17 protein-coding genes and 1 pseudogene are annotated in these 20,523 nt (G+C 64.6%); 7 read left to right on the top strand and 11 right to left on the bottom strand.

Annotated features, from left to right (window positions below):
- Positions 1-37: 37 nt before the first annotated feature.
- Positions 38-1,477 carry an aldehyde dehydrogenase family protein gene (locus OKW44_RS23155; RefSeq protein WP_018419765.1) on the bottom strand — a complete coding sequence of 480 codons (1,440 nt, stop codon included), beginning with the start codon at positions 1,475-1,477 and terminating at the stop codon, positions 38-40.
- A 299-nt stretch (positions 1,478-1,776) separates the two neighbouring features.
- On the opposite strand from OKW44_RS23155, the gene ppa reads away from it, so the two are divergent.
- Positions 1,777-2,304 carry an inorganic diphosphatase gene (gene ppa / locus OKW44_RS23150; RefSeq protein ID WP_018419766.1) on the top strand — a complete coding sequence of 176 codons (528 nt, stop codon included), beginning with the start codon at positions 1,777-1,779 and terminating at the stop codon, positions 2,302-2,304.
- Between the two features lie 284 nt (positions 2,305-2,588).
- The gene (locus OKW44_RS23145) at positions 2,589-4,685 is read left to right on the top strand and encodes an FUSC family protein (RefSeq protein WP_018419767.1); all 2,097 of its coding nucleotides are present in this window, start codon (positions 2,589-2,591) and stop codon (positions 4,683-4,685) included.
- Between the two features lie 6 nt (positions 4,686-4,691).
- On the opposite strand, the gene OKW44_RS23140 is transcribed toward OKW44_RS23145, so the two are convergent.
- Entirely contained in the window at positions 4,692-5,009 is a 318-nt protein-coding gene (locus OKW44_RS23140; protein WP_018419768.1) for a GIY-YIG nuclease family protein, read from the bottom strand.
- Positions 5,010-5,019: 10 nt separating this feature from the next.
- Entirely contained in the window at positions 5,020-6,189 is a 1,170-nt protein-coding gene (locus OKW44_RS23135; protein ID WP_018419769.1) for a GNAT family N-acetyltransferase, read from the bottom strand.
- A gap of 150 nt (positions 6,190-6,339) precedes the next feature.
- Between OKW44_RS23135 and OKW44_RS23130 the strand changes: the two are divergent.
- Together OKW44_RS23130 and glnK are read left to right on the top strand one after the other, a co-directional pair.
- Positions 6,340-8,053 (top strand): annotated as a pseudogene (locus OKW44_RS23130) (NAD+ synthase).
- Positions 8,054-8,155: 102 nt separating this feature from the next.
- A complete protein-coding gene (glnK, locus tag OKW44_RS23125; RefSeq protein WP_018419771.1) occupies positions 8,156-8,494 on the top strand; it encodes a P-II family nitrogen regulator in 339 nt (112 codons plus the stop codon).
- 183 nt (positions 8,495-8,677) lie between these two features.
- On the opposite strand, the gene OKW44_RS23120 is transcribed toward glnK, so the two are convergent.
- From OKW44_RS23120 to OKW44_RS23100, 5 genes are all read right to left on the bottom strand, one after another.
- Positions 8,678-9,829 carry a porin gene (locus tag OKW44_RS23120; RefSeq protein ID WP_018419772.1) on the bottom strand — a complete coding sequence of 384 codons (1,152 nt, stop codon included), beginning with the start codon at positions 9,827-9,829 and terminating at the stop codon, positions 8,678-8,680.
- Positions 9,830-10,442: 613 nt separating this feature from the next.
- A complete protein-coding gene (locus OKW44_RS23115) occupies positions 10,443-11,222 on the bottom strand; it encodes an ABC transporter ATP-binding protein (RefSeq protein WP_018419773.1) in 780 nt (259 codons plus the stop codon).
- Positions 11,223-11,261: 39 nt separating this feature from the next.
- Positions 11,262-11,975, bottom strand: coding sequence for an ABC transporter permease (locus tag OKW44_RS23110; protein WP_018419774.1), 714 nt, complete (start codon positions 11,973-11,975; stop codon positions 11,262-11,264).
- A complete protein-coding gene (locus OKW44_RS23105; RefSeq protein ID WP_018419775.1) occupies positions 11,972-12,661 on the bottom strand; it encodes an ABC transporter permease in 690 nt (229 codons plus the stop codon). Before OKW44_RS23105 ends, OKW44_RS23110 begins: the two co-directional genes overlap by 4 nt.
- A 274-nt stretch (positions 12,662-12,935) precedes the next feature.
- Positions 12,936-13,712 carry an ABC transporter substrate-binding protein gene (locus tag OKW44_RS23100; protein ID WP_018419776.1) on the bottom strand — a complete coding sequence of 259 codons (777 nt, stop codon included), beginning with the start codon at positions 13,710-13,712 and terminating at the stop codon, positions 12,936-12,938.
- 616 nt (positions 13,713-14,328) lie between these two features.
- On the opposite strand from OKW44_RS23100, the gene OKW44_RS23095 reads away from it, so the two are divergent.
- Positions 14,329-15,039, top strand: coding sequence for a pirin family protein (locus OKW44_RS23095; RefSeq protein WP_018419778.1), 711 nt, complete (start codon positions 14,329-14,331; stop codon positions 15,037-15,039).
- A 139-nt stretch (positions 15,040-15,178) separates the two neighbouring features.
- On the opposite strand, the gene OKW44_RS23090 is transcribed toward OKW44_RS23095, so the two are convergent.
- Positions 15,179-15,712, bottom strand: a complete 534-nt coding sequence (locus tag OKW44_RS23090) for a periplasmic heavy metal sensor (protein ID WP_018419779.1) — start codon at positions 15,710-15,712, stop codon at positions 15,179-15,181.
- Between the two features lie 218 nt (positions 15,713-15,930).
- Here OKW44_RS23090 and OKW44_RS23085 point away from each other — a divergent pair, with 218 nt between their 5' ends.
- The gene (locus tag OKW44_RS23085; RefSeq protein ID WP_018419780.1) at positions 15,931-16,656 is read left to right on the top strand and encodes a response regulator; all 726 of its coding nucleotides are present in this window, start codon (positions 15,931-15,933) and stop codon (positions 16,654-16,656) included.
- Positions 16,640-17,956, top strand: coding sequence for an ATP-binding protein (locus tag OKW44_RS23080; protein WP_018419781.1), 1,317 nt, complete (start codon positions 16,640-16,642; stop codon positions 17,954-17,956). Before OKW44_RS23085 ends, OKW44_RS23080 begins: the two co-directional genes overlap by 17 nt.
- Positions 17,957-18,015: 59 nt before the next feature.
- Here the strand turns inward: OKW44_RS23080 and OKW44_RS23075 are convergent, their stop codons facing one another.
- Entirely contained in the window at positions 18,016-18,282 is a 267-nt protein-coding gene (locus OKW44_RS23075; protein ID WP_018419782.1) for a hypothetical protein, read from the bottom strand.
- Between the two features lie 171 nt (positions 18,283-18,453).
- A complete protein-coding gene (locus OKW44_RS23070; protein ID WP_018419783.1) occupies positions 18,454-20,145 on the bottom strand; it encodes a sensor domain-containing diguanylate cyclase in 1,692 nt (563 codons plus the stop codon).
- Positions 20,146-20,523: the final 378 nt, after the last annotated feature.

The following is a 20,523-nucleotide window of genomic DNA, read 5'->3' as shown; positions in this document are numbered from 1 at the left end:
TGCTCGCGCTGCTCGCGAGCGGGCCCTACGGCACCCGCTAGCCGTGCCGGATCGCGATCGTCTTCAGCACCGTAAAGCCATACAGCGCCTCGAAGCCTTTCTCGCGGCCATGTCCCGAATGCTTGACGCCGCCGAACGGCAATTCGACGCCGCCGCCCGCGCCATAGTTGTTGATGAACACCTGGCCCGAGCGCAACCGTCGGGCGAGGCGCATCTGGCGCGCGCCATCGCGTGTCCAGATGCCGGCGACGAGCCCGAATTGCGTGCCGTTCGCGAGCGCGAGCGCTTCGGCTTCGTCGCGGAACGACATCGCGGCGAGCACCGGACCGAACACTTCGTCGCGCGCGAGGCGGTGGCTCGCGGGCACGTCGCGCAGCAAGGTCGGGGCCTGATAGAAGCCGCTTTCGGGCGCTTCGGGAATCACCTCGCCGTGCGCGGCCATCGCGATGCCGTCGTGTTGCGCGTCCGACAGAAAGTCCCACACGCGTTGCTGCTGTTTCGCGCTGATCAGCGGTCCGCAGTCGAGGTCGGCATTCGACGGCCCGACGCGCAACGCCTGAAAGGCGCTGCTGAGTCTGTCGAGCAGCGGCTCGTAAATCGCCTGCTCGATCAGCACGCGACTGCCCGCCGAGCAGGTTTGCCCGGCGTTCTGCACGATCGCGGAGATCAGCACTGGCAGCGCGGCGTCGAGATCCGCGTCGGCGAACACGATTTGCGGCGACTTGCCGCCAAGTTCGAGCGTGACCGGCACGTGGTTTTCGGCGGCCATCTGCGTGACGAGCTTGCCGGTTTCGGGCGAGCCCGTGAACGAGATGTGATCGATGCCCGGATGACGCGCGAGCGCGGCGCCCGCTTCGTGTCCATAGCCGGTCACGATGTTCAGCGCACCGGCCGGCAAGCCGGCCTCGGCGGCGAGCTCTGCGACCCGCAGCACGGAAAGGCACGCGTCCTCGGCCGGTTTGACGACGCACGCATTGCCGGTCGCGAGCGCCGCGCCGACGCTGCGCCCGAAGATCTGCATCGGGTAATTCCACGGCACGATGTGGCCGGTCACGCCGTGCGGCTCGCGGATCGTCAGCACCGTGTAGCCGGATTGGTAGGGCAGGGTTTCGCCGTGCAGCTTGTCGGCCGCGCCGGCGTAGAACTCGAAGTAGCGGGTCAGGGCGGCGGCGTCGGCGCGCGCCTGCTTGAGCGGTTTGCCGGTGTCGCGCGCTTCGAGCTGTGCAAGGTCTTCCTGGCGCGCTGCCACCAGCAGCGACAGCCGGTACAGCACGCGGCCGCGCTCGGCGGCGCTCAGCGCGCCCCATGCGCCGTCGAACGCTGCGCGTGCGGTGTGCACGGCGGTGTCGATATCGGCCTCGGTGCCGCGCGCGATGCGCGTGAACGGCTGGCCGTCCGAGGGATCGAGTACGGCGATCGATTCGCCGCCGGAAGCGGCGCACCACTCGCCGCCGATGAAATGCCGTGCTTCTTCCATGCATGCTCCTTGATGACGTGCGGCCGGCGTGCGGCGGCGCGGGTTCGAAGGGGAGACACAAAACGGTAGAGACGCGAAGCGAGACTCGCCAGACGATTATCGCGCCGATCCGACCGCGGATGCCACCTGCCGATTGGCTATAATGGCGCATTCCGTACGGTCCGGTGCGCGGCCCCGTCGTTCGGGGCGAGAGGGTTTCATCAGGGCCCGACGTTCGCGGTTCGCACACAGTTCGCACCGCATCCGCAGCCCGCGCGCCGTTCGCCGCCTTCGATTTCCATCCCCTTCAGAGAGCGCTCATGAGCTTCAATCACGTTCCCGCAGGCAAAGACCTTCCGCAGGATTTCAACGTCATCATCGAAATCCCGGCGCAAAGCGACCCGGTGAAGTACGAAGCCGACAAGGACCTGGGCCTGCTCGTCGTCGACCGTTTCATCGGCACCGGCATGCGCTATCCGGCCAACTACGGCTTCATTCCGCAGACGCTGTCGGGCGACGGCGATCCGGTCGACGTGCTGGTGATCACGCCGTTCCCGCTGCTGGCAGGCTCGGTCGTGCGTGCCCGCGCGCTCGGCATGCTGCAGATGACCGATGAGTCGGGTGTCGACGCGAAGCTGATCGCCGTGCCGCACGACAAGATCTGCCCGATGACGGCGAACCTGAAGTCGATCGACGACGTGCCGGCGTACCTGAAGGACCAGATCAAGCACTTCTTCGAGCAATACAAGGCGCTCGAGAAGGGCAAGTGGGTGAAGGTCGAAGGCTGGGCCGACGTCGATGCTGCCCATAAGGAAGTCAGCGAAGGCGTCGCGAACTACAAGAAGTAAGCGCGCCGCGGTTCATCCGCTCGCTGCATGCAGTACGAAAACCGCGCGAGTCCGCAAGGACCGCGCGGTTTTTTCATGTGATTTGCGCGGCGTTCGTCTACCGTGCAAAGAGCGCCACGATTTTCGTCTCGCGCACATAAGCTGAACGCATTGCCTCGATGAACGGAACGCATTTTTATATTTAGGTGTAAACCCTTATCATTCGTCGCACGCCCTTGCGCGCGCGAACTCACTTCGGCACCCCCCCGCGCGTTTCCATAAGCTTAACCAAACCCACTGTCCGGATGATGAACCGCAGCAAGTCCCACTCGACATCGCCGCGCTGGTCGACCCGGCTGCATTCGGTCGTCACCGCGATCTATCGCAAGCGGCCGGTCTGGATGGTGTCGTTCGCGGCGAGCGAGGCGAATCTGTCGGAGGGCTTGCGAGCAGCATGCGCGTCGACGGCGATGCTCGCGCTCGGCAACCTGCTGCACGATCCAGTGTTCGCGTGGGCCGCGATCGGCGCGTTCTGGACCTGTCTCGCCGATGCCGCCGGCTCGAACCGCGCGCGCTTCATGTCGATGATGGGCTTCGCGCTGCTGTCGACGCTGTGCGGCGGCATCGCCGCATTCGCGTCCGCCGCGGGCACCACGTTCGCCGCGCTCGCGGTACTCGCGCTCACGACGCTCGGCGCGTTCGGCCGCATCTGGGGCGCGGCCACGTCGCAGGTGACGATCCTCGCGGCGACCGCCTGCGTCGTGATGGTCGATCGGCCGATGCACGACGCGCGTACCGGTGTTGCGTTTCTCGGCGTCTATCTGGTTGGCTGTCTGTTCGCGATCGTGCTGAGCTTGACGGTGTGGCGCATTCATCCATTCGGCGCGAGCCGCGCGTCGTTGCGCGCGGTGTATCTGCGCCTCGCCGATGTCGCGTTCGATAGCGCGCGGCTTGTCGGCGGACGTGCCGCGCCGCGCGAATGGGCCACGCATGCCGCGCGGTTTCGCGCCGATGCGCGCGCGGCGCTCGAACGTTCGCGCGATGCGCTGGCGAGCGTGCCCGCATCGAAAGCGGGCGGCGCGGCCGTCTACGACACGCTGCTCGGCTTGTTGACCGACGGCGAAGCGCTGTTCGCGTATCTGATCGCAGTGTCGGGCGCGGGCGCGAAAGTGCCCGACGATCCGCGCCGCACGCAACGCGCGGTGCGCTCGCTCAATGCGATCGGCGAAGTGCTCAGCGACATCGGCAGCGCGACCGGCGACGCGCGCTGGGAACGTCTCGCGGACCAGCAGGCGCGTCTGCGGCGTCTCGCGCATCGGCTCGAAAGCGCGTTGCTCGAACCGGTGAAGCTGCAATCCGGTTTCGAGCTCGTCGATTTCGCGCCGCGTGAGGTGCACGTCGAGCCGTGGAGCGCGTGCGTCGCGCGTTATACGGCGCGCGCGTGGTCGACGCTGAAGGCCAACCTGTCGTGGCAGTCGGTCGGCTTGCGCCATGCGGCGCGTGTCGGCGTGACGACGACGGCGGGCTTCGTCGTGATTCGCGCGCTCGGTCTGCCGTTCGGCTATTGGGCCACGATGGCCACGCTGCTGATCCTGCAGCCGTCGATCGCCGCGACCTGGCCGCGCAGCATCGAACGCGCGACGGGCAGTATCGTCGGCGGCGTGCTCGCGGCGGCGATCGGCTATGCGATTCATTCGCCGCTCGGTATCTCGCTCGCGGTGTTCCCGCTGGTGATGGCGACGATGGCGCTGCGCCCCGTCAGTTACAGCCTGTTCGTGCTGTTCCTGACGCCGACCTTCGTGCTGGTCGCCGACTTCGCGACGCCGGGCGCCAACCAGTTGACGTTCGCGCTGACGCGGCTCGGCAACAACGTGCTCGGTTGCGTGCTCGCGCTGCTCGCGACGTTCCTTCTATGGCCGACGCGCGAGAAGCTCGATGTGCGCGTCTATCTCGGCGACGCGGTGCGCGCGAATCTCGCGTATCTGCGCGCGTCGCTCGAAGCGCCTCGACACGGCGGCAAGGAGATCGAGCAATTGCGCCGCGCTGCGGGCCTCACCAGCAACAACGCGGAAGAAGCGATTGGCCGCGTGCGGCTCGAAAAGCTCGAGGACTCGATGGCCGATACGGTCACGCTGACGGTGCTAAGCCTGCTGCGACGGATGGCCGGCACCGCGACGCAATTGCGCCTCACCGCGAACCGTCGCGACCTGCATAGCGAACTCGACGAATGGGTCGAGGCGACGAGCGCGGCGATCGAGGCCGCGCTGAACCGCACGTTACGGCCGGTGCGGCTCGAGTTACCCGCTCGCGAGCAGTTGACGTCGCTGGAAGCAGATGTGGTGGGCGAGCTGGCGCGGGTGCATCGGCTGCTGACGGAGCGGATGCGGGAGGCGAGGGGATAGCTCGACTCAGCAGTCGGAACGTTCGCCGTCTTCCGCGACGTCATTCACCGCTGCCACCGGCAACACCGACTGCAGCGTGAACACCCCGGCCGCCAGCGCCCGTTTATCGGCCGCCGTGAGCCGCTTGACCCAATACTCGGCGCTCGACGCGCTCGACCGGTCCGCCAGCTCGAACGACGCCAGCACCCGCACCGGCCTGCGCGAGCGCGTATAACGCGCGCCCGTGCCGCTCAGATGTTTGTCGAAGCGAGCAGCGACATCGGTCGCGATGCCGGTATAGACGCTGCCGTCCGAGCATTCGAGCAGATAGAGAAACCACGCCATAACCGCGCTTCTAGCCTTTGAATGGATTGTGTTCGCGCAGCTCGTCCACGTACGCGTGGATGCTGTTTTTTTCGTTATCGAGGAAATGCCCGACCGCATCGGCGAACGCCGGGTGCGCGAGCCAATGCGTCGAACGCGTGACCGTGGGCAGAAAGCCGCGCGCCATCTTGTGCTCGCCCTGCGCGCCGCCTTCGAATGCGCCGAGCTTTTCTTCGATGCAGAATTCGAGCGGCTGATAGTACGCGGTTTCGAAGTGCAGGCACGGCACGTGTTCGAGCGCGCCCCAGTAGCGGCCGTACAAGGTGCCGCCGGTTTTCTCGTCGCGCTGATAGACGACGAGCGAGCTCGCGATCGGCTTGCCTTCATATTCGGCGATCACGAGCAGCAGATTCTCCGGCATCGACGCGCCGATCATCCGGAAGAAATCGAGGTTCAGATACGGACTCGAAAAATGCTCGCGATAGGTTTGCCGATAGCACTTGCTGAAGAAGCGCCAGTCGGCATCCTCGATGTCTGCGCCGCGGATCCTTCGCATCGTGATGCCGGCCTCGTGCACCTTGCGCCGTTCGGCGCGGATGTTCTTGCGCTTCTTCTGTTCGAGCGTCGACAGAAAGTCTTCGAAGTCGCGATAGCCGTCGTTGAGCCAGTGAAACTGCACGCCTTCGCGTTGCATCATGCCGATATCGGTGAGCGCGTCCGCTTCGCTCTGCGTCGGAAACAGCACATGCAGCGACGACACCTCGGCCTGCTCGGCGAACGCCATCAACGTGGCCGCGAGATGGCGCAACGCATGCTCGTTCGTCGACAGCAGCCGGTTGCCCTGTACCGGCGTGAAGGGCACCGCGCACAGCAGCTTCGGGTAATAGGGCAGGCCGTTGCGCTTGTACGCGTCGGCCCAGGCCCAGTCGAACACGTACTCGCCGTACGAGTGTCCTTTCAGATAGACGGGCGCCGCCGCCGCGAGCATGCCCGTGCGCGCGTCAGTCAGCGTGACGAATTGCGGCGCCCAACCGGTGTCGGGAACCGCGCATTGCGTCGCGTTGAGCGCGCTCAGAAACTCGTGCCGCAAAAACGGCGTGGGCTGCGGCTGCGCGGCGAGGAGGGCGTTCCACTCGGCGGCGTCCACCTCGGAGGGCGATGCCAGAATGCCCGTGCGATAATCGATACGTTGCTGGTTCAATCTGAGTGACTGTGTGCAATGACCGGCGCGGCGCCGTGAAACTGAAGCTGCCACGTCGTTCGTTGAGTTGGTTTATCCGGTTTGTTCAATCCCGTCGAGCCATCGAGCCGCGGTACCGCGAGCCGTGAAGGCTTGCCTGTCGATCCTGCCATGAAGACCCGAATCGCTCTTGCTCAAATCAATGTCACCGTCGGCGACTTCGCCGGCAACGTCGCGAAGATCGTCGCCGCCGCGCGCGCCGCGCACAGCGATGGTGCGAAGCTGCTGGTCGCGCCTGAACTCGCGCTGTCGGGTTATCCGCCCGAAGACCTGCTGCTGCGCCCCGCGTTCTATACCGCGAGCGCGGCCGCGTTGGCCGATCTCGCCGCACAGTTGAAGCCGTTCACCGGTCTGCATGTGATCGTCGGCCATCCGCTGCGCGACGGGTCGGACAACCTCGCGCACCGCCCGGCGAACGGCCATGGTAATGCAAACGCGCCGATCGAGCGCGGCTTGCCGCCAGTCGATACGTTCAATGCGGCATCGCTGATCGTCGACGGCGAAGTGAAGGGCACCTATCGCAAGCAGGATCTGCCGAACACCGAGGTGTTCGACGAGAAACGCTACTTCGCCTCCGACCCGCAGCCTTTCGTGTTCGAACTCGCTGGCGTCAAGTACGGTGTCGTGATCTGCGAGGACGCGTGGCATGCGTCGGCCGCGCAGATGGCAAAGGCCGCGGGAGCGCAGGTGCTGCTGATTCCGAACGGCTCGCCGTACCACCTGAACAAGGAAGCGGTGCGCTTCGACATTCTGCGCGCGCGCATTCGCGAGACCGGTATTCCGATGGTCTACGTGAACATGGTCGGCGGCCCAGGACGAACTCGTGTTCGATGGCGGTTCGTTCGTGCTCGACGCGCGGGGCGACCTCGTCGCGAAGCTCGCGCAGTTCGAGGAAGCCACGGCGATCGTCGAGTTCGACGACGGCACGCCGCTGCCGGCCGCGATCGCGCCGGAGCAGTCGATCGAAGCACAGGTCTACGCGGCGCTCGTCATGGGTGTGCGCGACTACATCGGCAAGAACGGTTTTCCTGGTGCTTTGATCGGTCTGTCGGGCGGCGTCGATTCGGCGCTTGTGCTGGCCGTTGCATGCGATGCGCTCGGCGCCGACAAGGTACGCGCGGTGATGATGCCGTCGCGCTACACGGCCGATATCTCGACCAGCGACGCCGCCGAGATGGCGCGCCGCGTCGGCGTGCGTTACGACGAGATCGCGATCGCGCCGATGTTCGATGCGTTCCGCGGCTCGCTCGCCGAGGAGTTCGCGGGCCGCGCCGAAGATGCGACCGAAGAGAACATTCAGGCGCGCATTCGCGGCACGCTGCTGATGGCGCTGTCGAACAAGTTCGGCTCGATCGTGCTGACCACCGGCAACAAGAGCGAGATGGCGGTCGGCTATTGCACGCTGTACGGCGACATGGCCGGCGGCTTCGCGGTGATCAAGGACATCGCGAAGACGCTCGTGTACCGGCTGTGCCGCTATCGCAACGCGGCCACCACGTTTGCGACGCGCGAGGTGATTCCCGAGCGGATTCTGACGCGCGCGCCGTCCGCTGAGCTGCGCGAGAACCAGACCGATCAGGACAGCCTGCCCGAATACGAAGTACTCGACGCGATCATGCGCATGTATATGGAGGAGGACCGTTCGCTCGCGGAGATCATCGCGGCGGGTTATCAGGTCGACGACGTGAAGCGCGTCACGCGCCTGATCAAGATCAACGAGTACAAGCGCCGTCAGGCGCCGATCGGCATTCGCGTCACGCATCGCGCGTTCGGCCGCGACTGGCGTTATCCGATCACGTCGCGCTACACCGAACCGGTGGAGTGAAAGACGACATCCGCGCGCGGATGCCGCAATGCATCCGGCGCGGCGTAGAATAAAAATCATCCTTTCCCTTTCCACTCTTCCCATCAAGAGACGAGGTTCGCCATGAAGCGCATCACCGCAGTCATCAAACCGTTCAAACTCGACGAAGTGCGCGAGGCGCTCGCGGAAGTCGGCCTCACCGGCCTGACCGTTACCGAGGTCAAGGGGTTCGGCCGCCAGAAGGGGCATACCGAGCTCTATCGTGGTGCGGAATACGTGGTCGACTTTCTGCCGAAAGTGAAGATCGAAGTCGTGGTCGCGGACAACCAGTGCGATCAGGTCATCGATGCGATCATCGGCGCGGCGCGTACCGGCAAGATCGGCGACGGCAAGATCTTCGTCTCGGACGTCGAGCGCGTGATCCGAATCCGTACCGGCGAAGAGAACGAAGCAGCGGTATAAGCCGACGCAATCACGCACCGGCCCGGTGCGCGCAACGGCAAAAACCGTGCGCCGAATAAAAAACGGTGCAATACCCTTGCGGATATCGCACCGATACGCGCCTCTCGCAGCAGCGTGAAAAAGATTCTCTTGAAGAAACCTGTATTACACCCCGAGGGATGACCCTCGGGGCGCACCGTTCGATTAGAACGAGTGCTGGATACCCGCGTACACGCCGCTTTGCTGGCGGCCTTGCAGCGGGTTGTCCGTTGCAGCGGCGAAGCCCGCATTGTTCGCGTTCAGACCGAAGTTAGCATTACGGCTGTTGCGCACCGTCGCGGCCTGCAGGTCGAGCAGCGTGCGCTTCGACAGGTTGTACGAACCGCCAACCGTGTAGATCGTCGCATTGCCCGCGCCGTTGTTGCCGTTCACGTGGTAGACCGCCGCGATCAGCGCTGCAGCCGGCGTTGCCTGCCATGTCACACCGCCCCATTCGTGATCGAGCGTGGTCGGCTGACCGGGCAGAACGCCCGTAGCGCCTGCCGAACGGACCGCCTGGTAAGCAGCCTGAATCTTGAACTGGCCGAGGAACACGTTCAGCAGAGCCGAGTACTCGCGCGATGCCGAAAATACGCCGCCAGCCGCATTGCCCGCGTTGATCACGTCGAGGTGCGGGCCGTACAGACCGCCGTTTGCCGGGTTGCGGATTTCGTCGTACAGACCGCGGACCTGGAAGAGCGACGTCGTGTAGGTGATCTGCGCGCCAGCTTCGCGACCTTGCGGCGTCGAGCCGTTACCGTTCCAGCTCGTCGCGTTCGACAGCGCGTACTGACCGTAGAAGTCAAAGCCTGCGATCTTCGGCGACTGGTACGCGAAGTTGTTGCTCGACTGCGGCCAGTTGCGGCCACGCACCAGCGATGCCGACGACCAGTTCGACTGACCGAACGGGTCGAAGTCCCACACGCCGTTCGAGATGAAGAGCATGCGGCCCATCGTGAACGTACCGTACTGGTTGTTCGAAATACCGACCGTTGCCCAGCGATTGAAGAGACCGCCGCCGCCAGGACCTGCGCCCGTCATCGTGTTGAACGAGCCTTCCAACTGGAACAGGATCTTGTTGCCGGCGCCGATGTCCTCGACACCCTTCATGCCCCACAGGCTGGTGCCCCAGTCGCCGCTTTCCGCCTTGAAGCGGTTCGAGCTGGTGTTGGCCGCGCCGTTGGCGTTAGCGCCGGTCGGGACGCCCGACATGTACTCGAGACCTGCATCCAAACGGCCATACAGCGTGACGCTACTCTGAGCGTGTGCAACAACGCCGGCCGACATCAGCGCGGCGACGAGCAAAGCTTTCTTCATCTTCTCCTCCATACCCTGTCAAAAAAGAAACCCAGTACTGCGAGTGGTGTTCGGACGCGATAAGCACCGAACAGAAAGCGGTACCAGGGAGAGTGGCGGGTGGATAGGGATTCTCCTGTCATGACATGTAGCGTCGAGCTATCTTTGCATCATGCCGATCCCACGCCGACCGGTTCTCCTCTGTGTTTTGAAGTGAAACTACTTTTAATCAACTTTGTTTTGCTACTTTGGTTACCAATTTATCAAAAATAACTTTAACTGGAAGAAGAAATTAGTACCGTCCATAAGGGGTGTCGCCAAATTGCAATACGAATGCGCGCCGGCACCCGAAGCAGTTCCTCGGGAAAAGGCGCAAAGCCTTGTTCGGCAAGGAAATCGCGGCCTGCAAGGGGGCGCATTAAGGATTGCCACTATTGACGAGTCAAAAGTGGCAGGGTAGGGCGAAAACTTGGCCCGAATGGCCCGTTTTTTGGGATTTTCGGCGCTTTTTCGTCGTTCGAATGGCCGGGTGGAAGGACGTGGCAGAAACGAAAAAGGCGCTCGTAAGCGCCTTGTAAAACTACATTGACTACATTTGCGATGCCGTTCGCATCATAAGTGGCGGGTAATTTTATTACTTGAGACTGCCCGACAGGAATTGCTTCAGACGTTCGCTCTTCGTGTTCCTGAACACTTCGTCGGGATGGCCTTCTTCCTCGACGCGGCCCTGGTGCAGAAACATCACGTGGTTCGACACGTTGCGCGCGAAGCCCATTTCGTGAGTGACGACGATCATCGTGCGGCCTTCCTCGGCGAGCTTCTGCATTACCTTCAGCACTTCGCCGACGAGCTCCGGGTCGAGCGCGGAGGTCGGCTCGTCGAACAGCATCACGTCGGGATGCATCGCGAGAGCCCGCGCAATCGCGACACGCTGCTGCTGGCCACCCGACAGATGCGACGGATACTGCTTCTCGAGACGCGGCGCGAGACCGACCTTCTCCAGATATTCGCGCGCGCGGTCCTCGGCTTCCTTGCGTTTCAGACCGAGCACATGCACCGGCGCCTCGATGATGTTCTCGAGCACGTTCATGTGCGACCACAGATTGAAGTGCTGGAACACCATCGAAAGCTTGGTGCGCACGCGCTGCAACTGCTTCGGGTCCGACACGCGCAACGCGCCGTTCCTGGCAGTCTGCGTGCGCACTTCCTCGCCGTCGACGAAAATGCGCCCCGCGTTCGGCTGTTCGAGAAAGTTGATGCAGCGGAGCATCGTGCTCTTGCCCGAGCCGGACGAACCGATCACGCTGATCACGTCGCCGGCATTGGCTTTCAGCGACACGCCCTTGAGGACTTCGTTGTCGCCGTACTTTTTGTGAAGCTCGTCGACGAAGAGCTTCTGCTTCTTGGAGTTCATCAGGATCCTTAACGAGCTTGCTTGTCCAGGGACGCGCAGTTACTTGCCTTGCGGCCGCAGGTAAGCGAGCCAGCGACGCTCGGCGCGGCGGAACAGCCACACGAGCGCGAAAGAAATACACAGATACAGCAGCGCGGCGATGCCGAACGCATTGAACGACTGATACGTCGCGGAGTTCACGTCGCGCGCGATCTTCAGGATGTCCGGCACCGTGGCCGTGAACGCGACGGTGGTCGCGTGCAGCATCAGGATCACTTCGTTGCTGTAGTAGGGCAGTGCGCGGCGCAGCGCCGACGGCAGAATCACGCGCCGGTACAGCGTGAACGACGACATGCCGTACGCGCGCGCCGCTTCGATCTCGCCGTAGGGCGTCGCCTTGATCGCGCCCGCGAAGATTTCGGTCGTGTACGCGCAGGTATTCAGCGTGAACGCGAGCAGCGTGCAGTGCATGCCGTCGCGGAAGAACGCGTTGGTCAGCTCGTTGTTGCGGATGATCTCGAGGCTGTAGAGACCCGTGTAGCACAGCAGCAGCTGCACGTAGAGCGGCGTGCCGCGGAAGATGTACGTATAGAGCCACACGAGGCCCGCGAGCCATTTCTTCTTCGACACGCGCGCGACCGCGAGCGGCACCGACAGACAGAAGCCCAGGCCGATCGACACGACCAGCAGCCACAACGTGATCGCGACACCGGTGAAGCGATAGCCGTCGGTGAACAGATAGTTGCGCCAGTATTGCTGAATGATCTCGATCATAGATCCGCCTTTCGCACGCCGGTCGAGTAACGCTTTTCGAGGTACATCAGCACGAAGTTCGACACTGTGGTGATGACGAGATAGATCGCCCCCGCGAGCAGGGTAAAGAAGAAGAACCGCAAGGTACCCTTGCCGGCGTCCTGCGAGGCCTTGACGACGTCGGCGAGACCGATGATCGACACGAGCGCCGTCGCCTTGACCATCACCTGCCAGTTATTGCCGATGCCCGGCAGCGCGAAGCGCATCATTTGCGGGAACATCACGCGCGAGAACACCTGCCAGCTCGTCATGCCGTAGGCGGCGCCCGCTTCGAGCTGGCCGCGCGGCACCGCGATAAACGCGCCGCGGAACGTCTCGGTGAAGTACGCGCCGTAGATGAAGCCGAGCACCGCGACGCCGGCCACGAACGGGTCGATGTCGATCTGCTCCCAGCCGAGCGCGTCGGTCAGGTTGTTCAGCCAGATCTGGATGCTATAGAACAGCAGCAGCATCAGCACGAGATCGGGCACGCCGCGCACGAGCGTCGTATACACGGTGCCGATGCCGTTCGACAGGCGGTTCTTCGACAATTTCGCCGCCGCGCCGAGCAGGCCGAGCACGAACGCGAGCACGAGCGAGAACACCGCCAGCTTGACGGTTTGCCAGGTGCCGCTGAGAAGCAGCGGGCCGTAGCCTTGAAGGAACATAGGTAGTCCACGACGATGCGCTTCTCGCGCACCGCGAAAGACGCGGTCCACGTAGCGCCGCGTCGGGGACGAGCGCCTGGCTCGCCGTGATCCGCGGCGCACAGCGTACCGCTGTGCAAATCATGCTGCAGAAACGTTGGTGCTCCTGCAGCGCGCTTGTGGGACTTTCGTCTCGGATTGTTTTGAATCTACTGCCTGGCGTCGCCACCTTCGTTGCCGCTTTCACTGCCACCGGCACGAGCCGGCTTACCACGCAGTATCCTGCCTGTTTCGCTCAACGGCCAGGATAAATGTCGAAATCGAAGTACTGCTTTTCGAGCTTCTTGAACGTGCCGTCCTGATGAACCTCGGCGAGCGCCTGATTGAACTTCGCCTTCAGCTCGGCATCGCCCTTGCGCAGACCGATCGCGGTGCCTTCGCCGATCGTCTGCGGATCCTTCACTTCCGGACCGGCCCAGGAGAACCCTTTGCCGCGCGGCGTCTTCGGAAAGCCGGCGTCGGCCTGCACTTCGTCCTGCAGCGCGGCGTCGAGGCGCCCCGACGCGAGATCCGCGTACACCTGGTCCTGATTCTGGTACGACACGACGAGCACGCCCTTCGGCTCCCACCAGGCCTTCGCGTACTGTTCCTGCGTCGAACCCTGCTCGACGCCGACGTGCTTGCCTTTCAGCGATTCAGGGGTGGGCAGAAGCGGCGAACCGGTTTTCGCAATCATGCGGGCCGGCGCGTCGAACATCTTGTCGGAGAAGTCGATCTGCTCGCGGCGCTTGTCGGTGACGCTCAGCGAGGAAACGATCGCGTCGAACTTGCGAGCTTTCAGCGCCGGGATGATGCCATCGAGATCCTGCGTGACCCACACGCACTTCACGTTCATCTTCGCGCACAGCGCGCGGGTCAGATCGGCATCGAAACCGACGATGTCGCCATTAGGCGCCTTCGATTCGAACGGCGGATAACTGGCGTCGACCCCGATGCGCACCGTTTTCCATTCTTTCGCCATCGCGCCGGTGGCCATGACTGCCAGAGCCACGCACAGTGCGAACTTCTTCATGTTTCTCCTGAATCAAACTGATCGTCGTGATGACACGACTCGACGAGCGCCGGCCGAGGGCAGACGGTCGCTATTCTAGGCGGTCAAAATTGCCGTGCCGCAGGGATTGTCGCCGCGCTCTGGTCGTCCTTGCGCGGGCGGTTCGTCCGACGTGGCGCGCCGGTCCGGCGCGTTCGGTGCTTATCGGGCGCGGCTCGCACGGTTTGGTGCCGAGTCGAAGCCGTCGCGCACCGGTTGCGGCCGGCCCGCCGAGGCTTGCCGGCGCGGCCTGCACGTCCCGCGGGACGTCCACGCGGCTTGAAAAGCGCGGTATTTTACCCGAAGAGCGGCAAGCTGCCAGCGCAGCGCGGCATCGAGCGGCAAGACGCCGTGCAACGCGTTGTGCGTGCGCGACGCCGGCGTGGTTTTGCGGGGGCCGGGCTGCCGGGCGTCGGGCATCCGGGCGCCGGCATCCGGACGCCGGGCGGTCCGCGCAATAGGCTCGCCGGGCTCGCCGCCCGCGCGATTGCATGCAGCGATGGAACGCTGCGGTGCGGTCGCGCACGATTGTTATGGGGGGGCGCAACCCCTACATTCCCAACATCGCTCTGATTGACTACTTACCGGGAGACTCTCCATGATCGAGATTCGCCGCTCCGCAGAACGCGGTCACGCCAACCACGGCTGGCTCGACTCGTATCACAGCTTCTCGTTTGCCGATTACCGCGACCCCGAGCACGTGCACTTCGGGCCGCTGCGCGTGATCAACGAAGACCGCATCGCCGGCGGTCAGGGTTTCGGCGCGCACGGGCATCGCGACATGGAGATCGTCACGTATGTGCTCGAAGGCGCGCTCGCGCATCGCGACAGCATGGGCAATGGCTCGACGATCCGTCCCGGCGACGTGCAGCGAATGAGCGCGGGCACCGGCGTGCAGCATAGCGAGTTCAACGCGTCGCGCGACGAACTCGCGCACTTGCTGCAGATCTGGATCATCCCGCGCCGCGCGGGCGACCAGCCCGGCTACGAGGAAAAGCGCTTTGACGCCGACAGCAAGCGCGGCCGCCTGCGCGTGATCGCGTCGCCCGACGGCCGCGACGGCTCGGTGACGATCCATGCGGACGCGTCGATCTACGCGGGACTGTTCGACGGCGCCGAACACGCGACGTTCGCGCTGCCGGCGGGGCGCCTCGGCTATCTGCACGTCGCGCGCGGCACGCTGAGCGTGAACGGCACGGTGCTCGAGGCGGGCGATGCCGCGAAGCTCAGCGACGTCGACACGGTGACGCTGGAAAAGGGCGACGACGCGGAAGTGCTGCTGTTCGATCTGGGTCAGTTGAACGGCTGATTCAAGCAGTTGATTCGCGCGGGCCGCCGATCGGGCAGCGAGCAGCGCCAAACAGCAACGCCACGGAAAACATCTTCCGTGGCGTTTTTCTATTAGCGAGGCGCCCTCCCTGGCCCGCCTCCCGGATGCAACGCGCCGCTTATTGATTGGCGGCCGGCGCCGACGCCGCGCCCTTGTGATGCTCCCAGCGCTCGCGCATCTTCTCGTGACGCTGCTCCATCCGCGCGAAGCGCTGCTTCAGCGCCGTGCTGACGGTGGTCTTCTGCTGGTCGTTCAGGCCGTTATAGAACTTCAGCCACGCGTCGGTGGTTTGCTGACGCAGTTGCGCGTCCTTCTGCTCGATCTGCTGATGCGTCGCGGCCATCGCGTTCAGGTCCAGGATCGGCTGTTGCTGTGCGGCCTTGAACTGATCTTGAACCTGCTTGTGGTTGGCGCGCATCGCTTCGTGGTTCTGCTTCATCGTATCGAGCGCGTTTTGCCACAGCTTTTCCTGATCCGCGTTCAGCTTCAGCTGGTCGTGGAGTTGGGTCAGTTCCTTCATGAAATGGCCATGCCAGCCGCCGGGCCCGCCGTGCGCCTGCTCGGCGGGTTGGGCGGCGTAAGCGGCGCCCGCGCCGATGGCGAGAGCGGTGGCAGCAACGGCGAGAACGCGCGACATCTTTTTGGTGGACATATGAGGCTCCTTGTAATGGAATAGCCGACGAAGCAACCGGTCTTTGGACTGCCTGCACTCGGTAAGGCACAGCGTAGAGAACCGCGTGCGCCGCCGTGTTACGCGCCCGGACGCCGCTATTACCAGCAATTACGTGTGGCTTTCACCGTAACACCCGGTAACCCTTCAGACCGTTTGGAAAACGAAATCCCTTTTGGCTGCGCGTTAAACTTCATTCCATGGCTACTCAAATTCTGGTCGTCGACGACGACGTCGAACTGCGCGATCTGTTGCGCGACTATCTCGCCCGTCAGGGCATCGAAGTTTCAGTGCTGCACGACGCGGGCTCGCTCGAACGGCGCCTCGAGCGCGAGCGCCCCGACCTCATCGTGCTGGACCTGATGATGCCAGGCGTGGACGGCCTCACCGCGCTGCGCAAGCTGCGCGCGTCGGGCGACGATATCCCCGTCATCATGCTGACCGCGCGTGCGGACGACGTCGATCGTATCGTCGGGCTCGAACTCGGCGCGGACGATTACCTCGGCAAACCGTTCAATCCGCGCGAACTGCTCGCGCGCGTGCAGGCGGTGCTGCGGCGGCGCCGCACGCTGCCGTCGGCGGCCGCGCCCGAGCAGCGCGAGCCGTTCAGCTTCGGCCGCTTCACGCTGGATTTCCAGTCGCGTACGCTGCATCTCGAAGACAAGCCGCTCACGCTGTCGGGCAGCGAGTTCGCGCTGCTGAAGATTTTCGTCAATCACCCCATGCGCACGCTCACGCGCGAGCGCCTGCTGGAACTGCTGCACGGTCCCGAGTACGACGGCACCGACCGCGGCATCGACGTGCAGGTGTGGCGCCTGCGTCGCATTCTCGAAACCGATCCATCCACGCCGCGCTTCATCCAGACCGTGCGCGGCCGTGGTTACGTGTTCGTGCCGGACGGCGAGCAGCATGCGTCGGCCCATTGATTCGCTGTTCGGGCGGCTTGCGCTGCTCGTCGTCGCGGTGCTGTTGCTGTCGCATTTCGCGTGGTATGCGCTGATGCGACTCGAACGTTCGCAACTGCAAACGCGCTACGCGGTCGAGGAAGCGACCTTCCTCGTCGACGCGGTGCGTCAGCACGTCGCCCGCACACCGGATCAACCGCTGCCGTCGCGTGTGAAGCTGGTCGATCCGGCGAGCCCGGACGTGCCGGCGGCCAGCGCTAACATGCCGCCGCCGCTCGTGCGTTTCGTCGAGGACGTGCGCGACCGCATGCCGGCCGACACCCAGGTGCGCGTCGGTCCGCCCGGCGCTCCGCCCACGCTATGGGTGCGCGCCGCGACCGATCAGAACTGGATCGTCGTGCCGGTGCAGCCGCTGCGCATGCCGCGCTCGCTCGACCGCACGGTCTTGTGGCTCGTCATCATTTTCTCGTTTGCGGTGATGGCGGCGCTGTTCGCCGCGTGGGCGCTGCAGCGGCCGCTGCGCTTGCTCGCGCAGGCGGTGGCGCGCTTCGGTCGCGGGCTGCCCGTACCGCCGGTGCCCGAGCGCGGGCCGCGCGAGTTGCGGCAACTCACCCATGGCTTCAATCAAATGGTGCAGGAAGTCGCGCGTACCGAGAACGATCGCGCGGTGATGCTTGCCGGTGTCGCGCATGACCTGAAGACGCCGCTCGCGCGTCTGCGGCTGCGCGCCGAAATGATGGACGACGCGAAGACGCGCGACGGCGTCGTGCGCGACGTCGATTCGATGACGCATATCGTCGAGCAGTTCCTGCTGTTCGCGCACGACGGCGCGGACCGCAGCGAACCCGTGGAAGTGGATGCGCAGTGCGAGCGTGTCGTGCGCAGCTATCGGGCGGTGGCTGCCAGTGCGCCGACCGTGCGCACGGAACTGAACGCCGGGCCGTCATTTCTGCTGCCGGCGGCCACGCTCGACCGGATTCTGTCGAATCTGATCGACAACGCGCATGCGTATGGCGCGCCGCCGGTGGTCGTCGCGACCGCGCGCACACCGCAGGGCTTTACGCTATCAATTAGCGACAACGGCACGGGCATCGCCGCCCAGGACCTGATCAGCGCGAGCCGGCCGTTCGTGCGGCTCGATCCGGCGCGCGGCGGCAACGGCCATAGCGGCCTGGGCCTTGCGATCGTCGAGCGGCTCGTGCGGCGCGCGGGCGGTGAATGGGAAATCGGCAATCATGGCGGCCGCGGATTGCGGGTGTTGATGAGTTTTCCGTTCGACGTGTTGCCGCGGGTCGCGACCGCCTCGGAAATCGCCTGGTAGAAGCAGGGGTGTTGGAGTCGCGATGCGCACGGGGCGTCGGCATCGCGAGCGGCGAGAGCTCAGTCCGAAAACAGCGTATTCAACGCGTTCGCCGTTTCGCTATCGACGGTATTCCACGTCACCGATTCCGCCTCGAAAATATAGTGCGTCGTATATTTGCCGAGGCGCGCGAGTATTTCCTCCTGAATCAGTTCCGGCGCGACCTCCAGTTTCAGATACCACGCGGTCGACGACAGACGCGTCTGGAACGCGCCGTATTCGGCGAGCAGATGGTCGAATGCATCAGCGTCGTGATCGCGACAGACGATCACCAGATTTCCCTTCATGCGAATCTCCCGTTAGTGCGGTAGTGACAATCCGATATCAGGATTGATGATACCTGCTTCGTTGCGGGAGGCTCGGCGTCGTCTTCAGCGCAGGTAGGGTGTCGGCGTGGGTTGGCTGAGCGGAGAGGGCGATACCGTCGCGCGCTGAATCTTTCGGCGAGCGCCAGGCATTCACCAGGCATTCACCGCCGTGCGCGTAGGCGGCGCCGTATCGTCGGGCCGCAGTGCTTCGGTGCGGTCGCGCCCGCCGGTCTTCGCCGCGTACAGCGCGGTATCGGCGCGGCTCATGAGGCGCTCGGGCAGATCGTCGGGCGACAGTTCGGTGATGCCGATGCTCACGCTCAGCCCCGCCGAGGCTGGCAGCTTCGGCGAGGGCACCGCTTTCAACCGCAGCCGCAGACGCTCGACGACCTCGCGCCCGCCCGTCAGATCGGTGGCCGGCAGCAGCAGGCCGAACTCTTCGCCGCCGAGCCGGCCGACCGCGTCGGAGCCACGCAGCTCGGCGCGACACGTATCGACGAAATGTTCGAGCGCGCGGTCGCCGGCGGCGTGGCCGAAGCGGTCGTTGATCTGCTTGAAGTGGTCGAGATCGGCGATCGCCATGCACAGCGGCTCGCGCCCCGCGTGCGCGCGATCGATCTCGTGGCGTAGCAGGTCGAGGAAATAGCGCCGCGACAGCGCGCCGGTCAACGCATCGTGCCGCGCCTCCGCCGACAGCAGCGTATTGGCCGACTGCAACTGCTCGGCGAGATCGCGTGTCGCGCGATGGTGGCGCCGCTCGCGCACGTAGGACACGGTGATCACCCACGCGAGCGCGACGGTGCCGGCCAGCGTCAAGAACACCAGCAGGTGGTCGCGCTTGTGGTTGCGCAGCAGCTCCGGCCACGCGGCGAGCGGATCGACCAGGTGCGCGGAGAGCCCCGAGTTCAGGCCGCCGCGGTTCTGATAGAGAGCCGGGGCCGGCCGTTCGATCATGCCGAACAGCTGCGCGGCGACCGACGCCGGCACCCACGGCGCCTGCTCACGCACTTGCGTGTCTTCGCGGATCAGCATGTCGGGGAACGTCTCCCGGCGGTAGACGATGCGCCGCTCGGCGGGGCTCATCAGCGTGACGCGCGAGTTCGGCAACGCGTGGCCTTCGAGCGCGCTGTTGTGCGCCATGATGATGACGCCGTTGTCGTCGGACACGAAGGTGCCCGCGTGCGCGACCCAGTGGCGCAACCGCGCGATGCCGACCTTCGCGACCACCGCGCCGACCAGCAGCCCGTCCGCGTACACCGGCGCGGCGATGAAGATGCCCGGCTCGCCGCTCGCGCGACCCACGCCGTAGGCTTCGGAGAATGCACCGAGCAGCGCGTTGGTCAGATAGCCGCGCGCGCGCATGTCCACGCCGACGAACGATTGCTGCGCGCCCTCGGGGTTCGACATCGTGCCGCTCGACGCGACGCAAATCCCGTTCGCGTTGACGATCCAGACCTGATCGAGCCCGGAGAAGCCCTGCGCTTCGTGCAGGAACCTGCTGACCGCGGCCATCTTCGGATCCTTGAGCAAGGCGGCCCGCAAGGCGGGTTCCGCCGCCTCGCCGTTCACGGCATAATTCTGCGATTGCACCAGGGCACGCTGGACCACGTCCATTTCGGCCATGGTTGCGGGGATGGCGCGGGACATCGCGAGATCGCTGGCAATCACTTCAGCCATGTTGTCGACGATCGACGTGGACATTTGCCGCTGCGTGCGCAACGCCGCGTCCAGCTCTTGCTGTACCATCCGGTCCGCGACCATGCCAGCCACGAACCAGCAGACGAGTACGATCAGCACGAAGCTGACCGGCCCGGCTACCTGGCGCAAGATTGTCCTGTTCATCGACCCTCTGATCCGTCTGGCTGTGACATGCAACTTGCTCGTTCGTGGGCAGCGCGCTCTCAACGCTGTGTCGTTATCTGCATCAGCTGCGGTTTCATCCCGTCGCGAGCGAGGCGCGCTGCGCCGTCGCCATGTCCGGGATGAACCGCTGGATAAACAGGTACGTCGTTTCCCGATTTTAACCGTCGCGGAGCACGATGCCACCGTTATTGCTGGGATGCCGCCTGCATATGCCGCGCCGATCAGGTTCTTAACGGCAGTCGCGCCGCTTTCTTGATAGCTGTGCGGGCCAATGGAGCGATCGAGCGACGACGGCCGGGGCGACGCGCCGATGTGGCTTGTGCGCCACGCCGCGAGACGGCCTCGCGACCTGTCACC

This window comes from Paraburkholderia lebeckiae (assembly GCF_050436325.1).
Classification (GTDB): Bacteria; Pseudomonadota; Gammaproteobacteria; order Burkholderiales; family Burkholderiaceae; genus Paraburkholderia; species Paraburkholderia tuberum.
The sequence above is the reverse complement of the archived record's forward strand: the minus strand, read 5'-3'. Positions and strand labels throughout refer to the sequence as shown.

Bases quoted from the DNA above. Each gene is read 5' to 3' on its own strand.
- OKW44_RS23085 (WP_018419780.1), top strand. From the start codon at position 15,931: ATGGCTACTCAAATTCTGGTCGTCGACGACGACGTCGAACTGCGCGAT.
- OKW44_RS23070 (WP_018419783.1), bottom strand. From the start codon at position 20,145: ATGAACAGGACAATCTTGCGCCAGGTAGCCGGGCCGGTCAGCTTCGTG.
- OKW44_RS23140 (WP_018419768.1), bottom strand. From the start codon at position 5,009: ATGGCGTGGTTTCTCTATCTGCTCGAATGCTCGGACGGCAGCGTCTAT.
- ppa (WP_018419766.1), top strand. From the start codon at position 1,777: ATGAGCTTCAATCACGTTCCCGCAGGCAAAGACCTTCCGCAGGATTTC.
- OKW44_RS23090 (WP_018419779.1), bottom strand. From the start codon at position 15,712: ATGTCCACCAAAAAGATGTCGCGCGTTCTCGCCGTTGCTGCCACCGCT.
- OKW44_RS23075 (WP_018419782.1), bottom strand. From the start codon at position 18,282: ATGAAGGGAAATCTGGTGATCGTCTGTCGCGATCACGACGCTGATGCA.
- OKW44_RS23145 (WP_018419767.1), top strand. From the start codon at position 2,589: ATGATGAACCGCAGCAAGTCCCACTCGACATCGCCGCGCTGGTCGACC.
- glnK (WP_018419771.1), top strand. From the start codon at position 8,156: ATGAAGCGCATCACCGCAGTCATCAAACCGTTCAAACTCGACGAAGTG.
- OKW44_RS23155 (WP_018419765.1), bottom strand. From the start codon at position 1,477: ATGGAAGAAGCACGGCATTTCATCGGCGGCGAGTGGTGCGCCGCTTCC.
- OKW44_RS23080 (WP_018419781.1), top strand. From the start codon at position 16,640: ATGCGTCGGCCCATTGATTCGCTGTTCGGGCGGCTTGCGCTGCTCGTC.
- OKW44_RS23120 (WP_018419772.1), bottom strand. From the start codon at position 9,829: ATGAAGAAAGCTTTGCTCGTCGCCGCGCTGATGTCGGCCGGCGTTGTT.
- OKW44_RS23100 (WP_018419776.1), bottom strand. From the start codon at position 13,712: ATGAAGAAGTTCGCACTGTGCGTGGCTCTGGCAGTCATGGCCACCGGC.
- OKW44_RS23105 (WP_018419775.1), bottom strand. From the start codon at position 12,661: ATGTTCCTTCAAGGCTACGGCCCGCTGCTTCTCAGCGGCACCTGGCAA.
- OKW44_RS23095 (WP_018419778.1), top strand. From the start codon at position 14,329: ATGATCGAGATTCGCCGCTCCGCAGAACGCGGTCACGCCAACCACGGC.
- OKW44_RS23110 (WP_018419774.1), bottom strand. From the start codon at position 11,975: ATGATCGAGATCATTCAGCAATACTGGCGCAACTATCTGTTCACCGAC.
- OKW44_RS23115 (WP_018419773.1), bottom strand. From the start codon at position 11,222: ATGAACTCCAAGAAGCAGAAGCTCTTCGTCGACGAGCTTCACAAAAAG.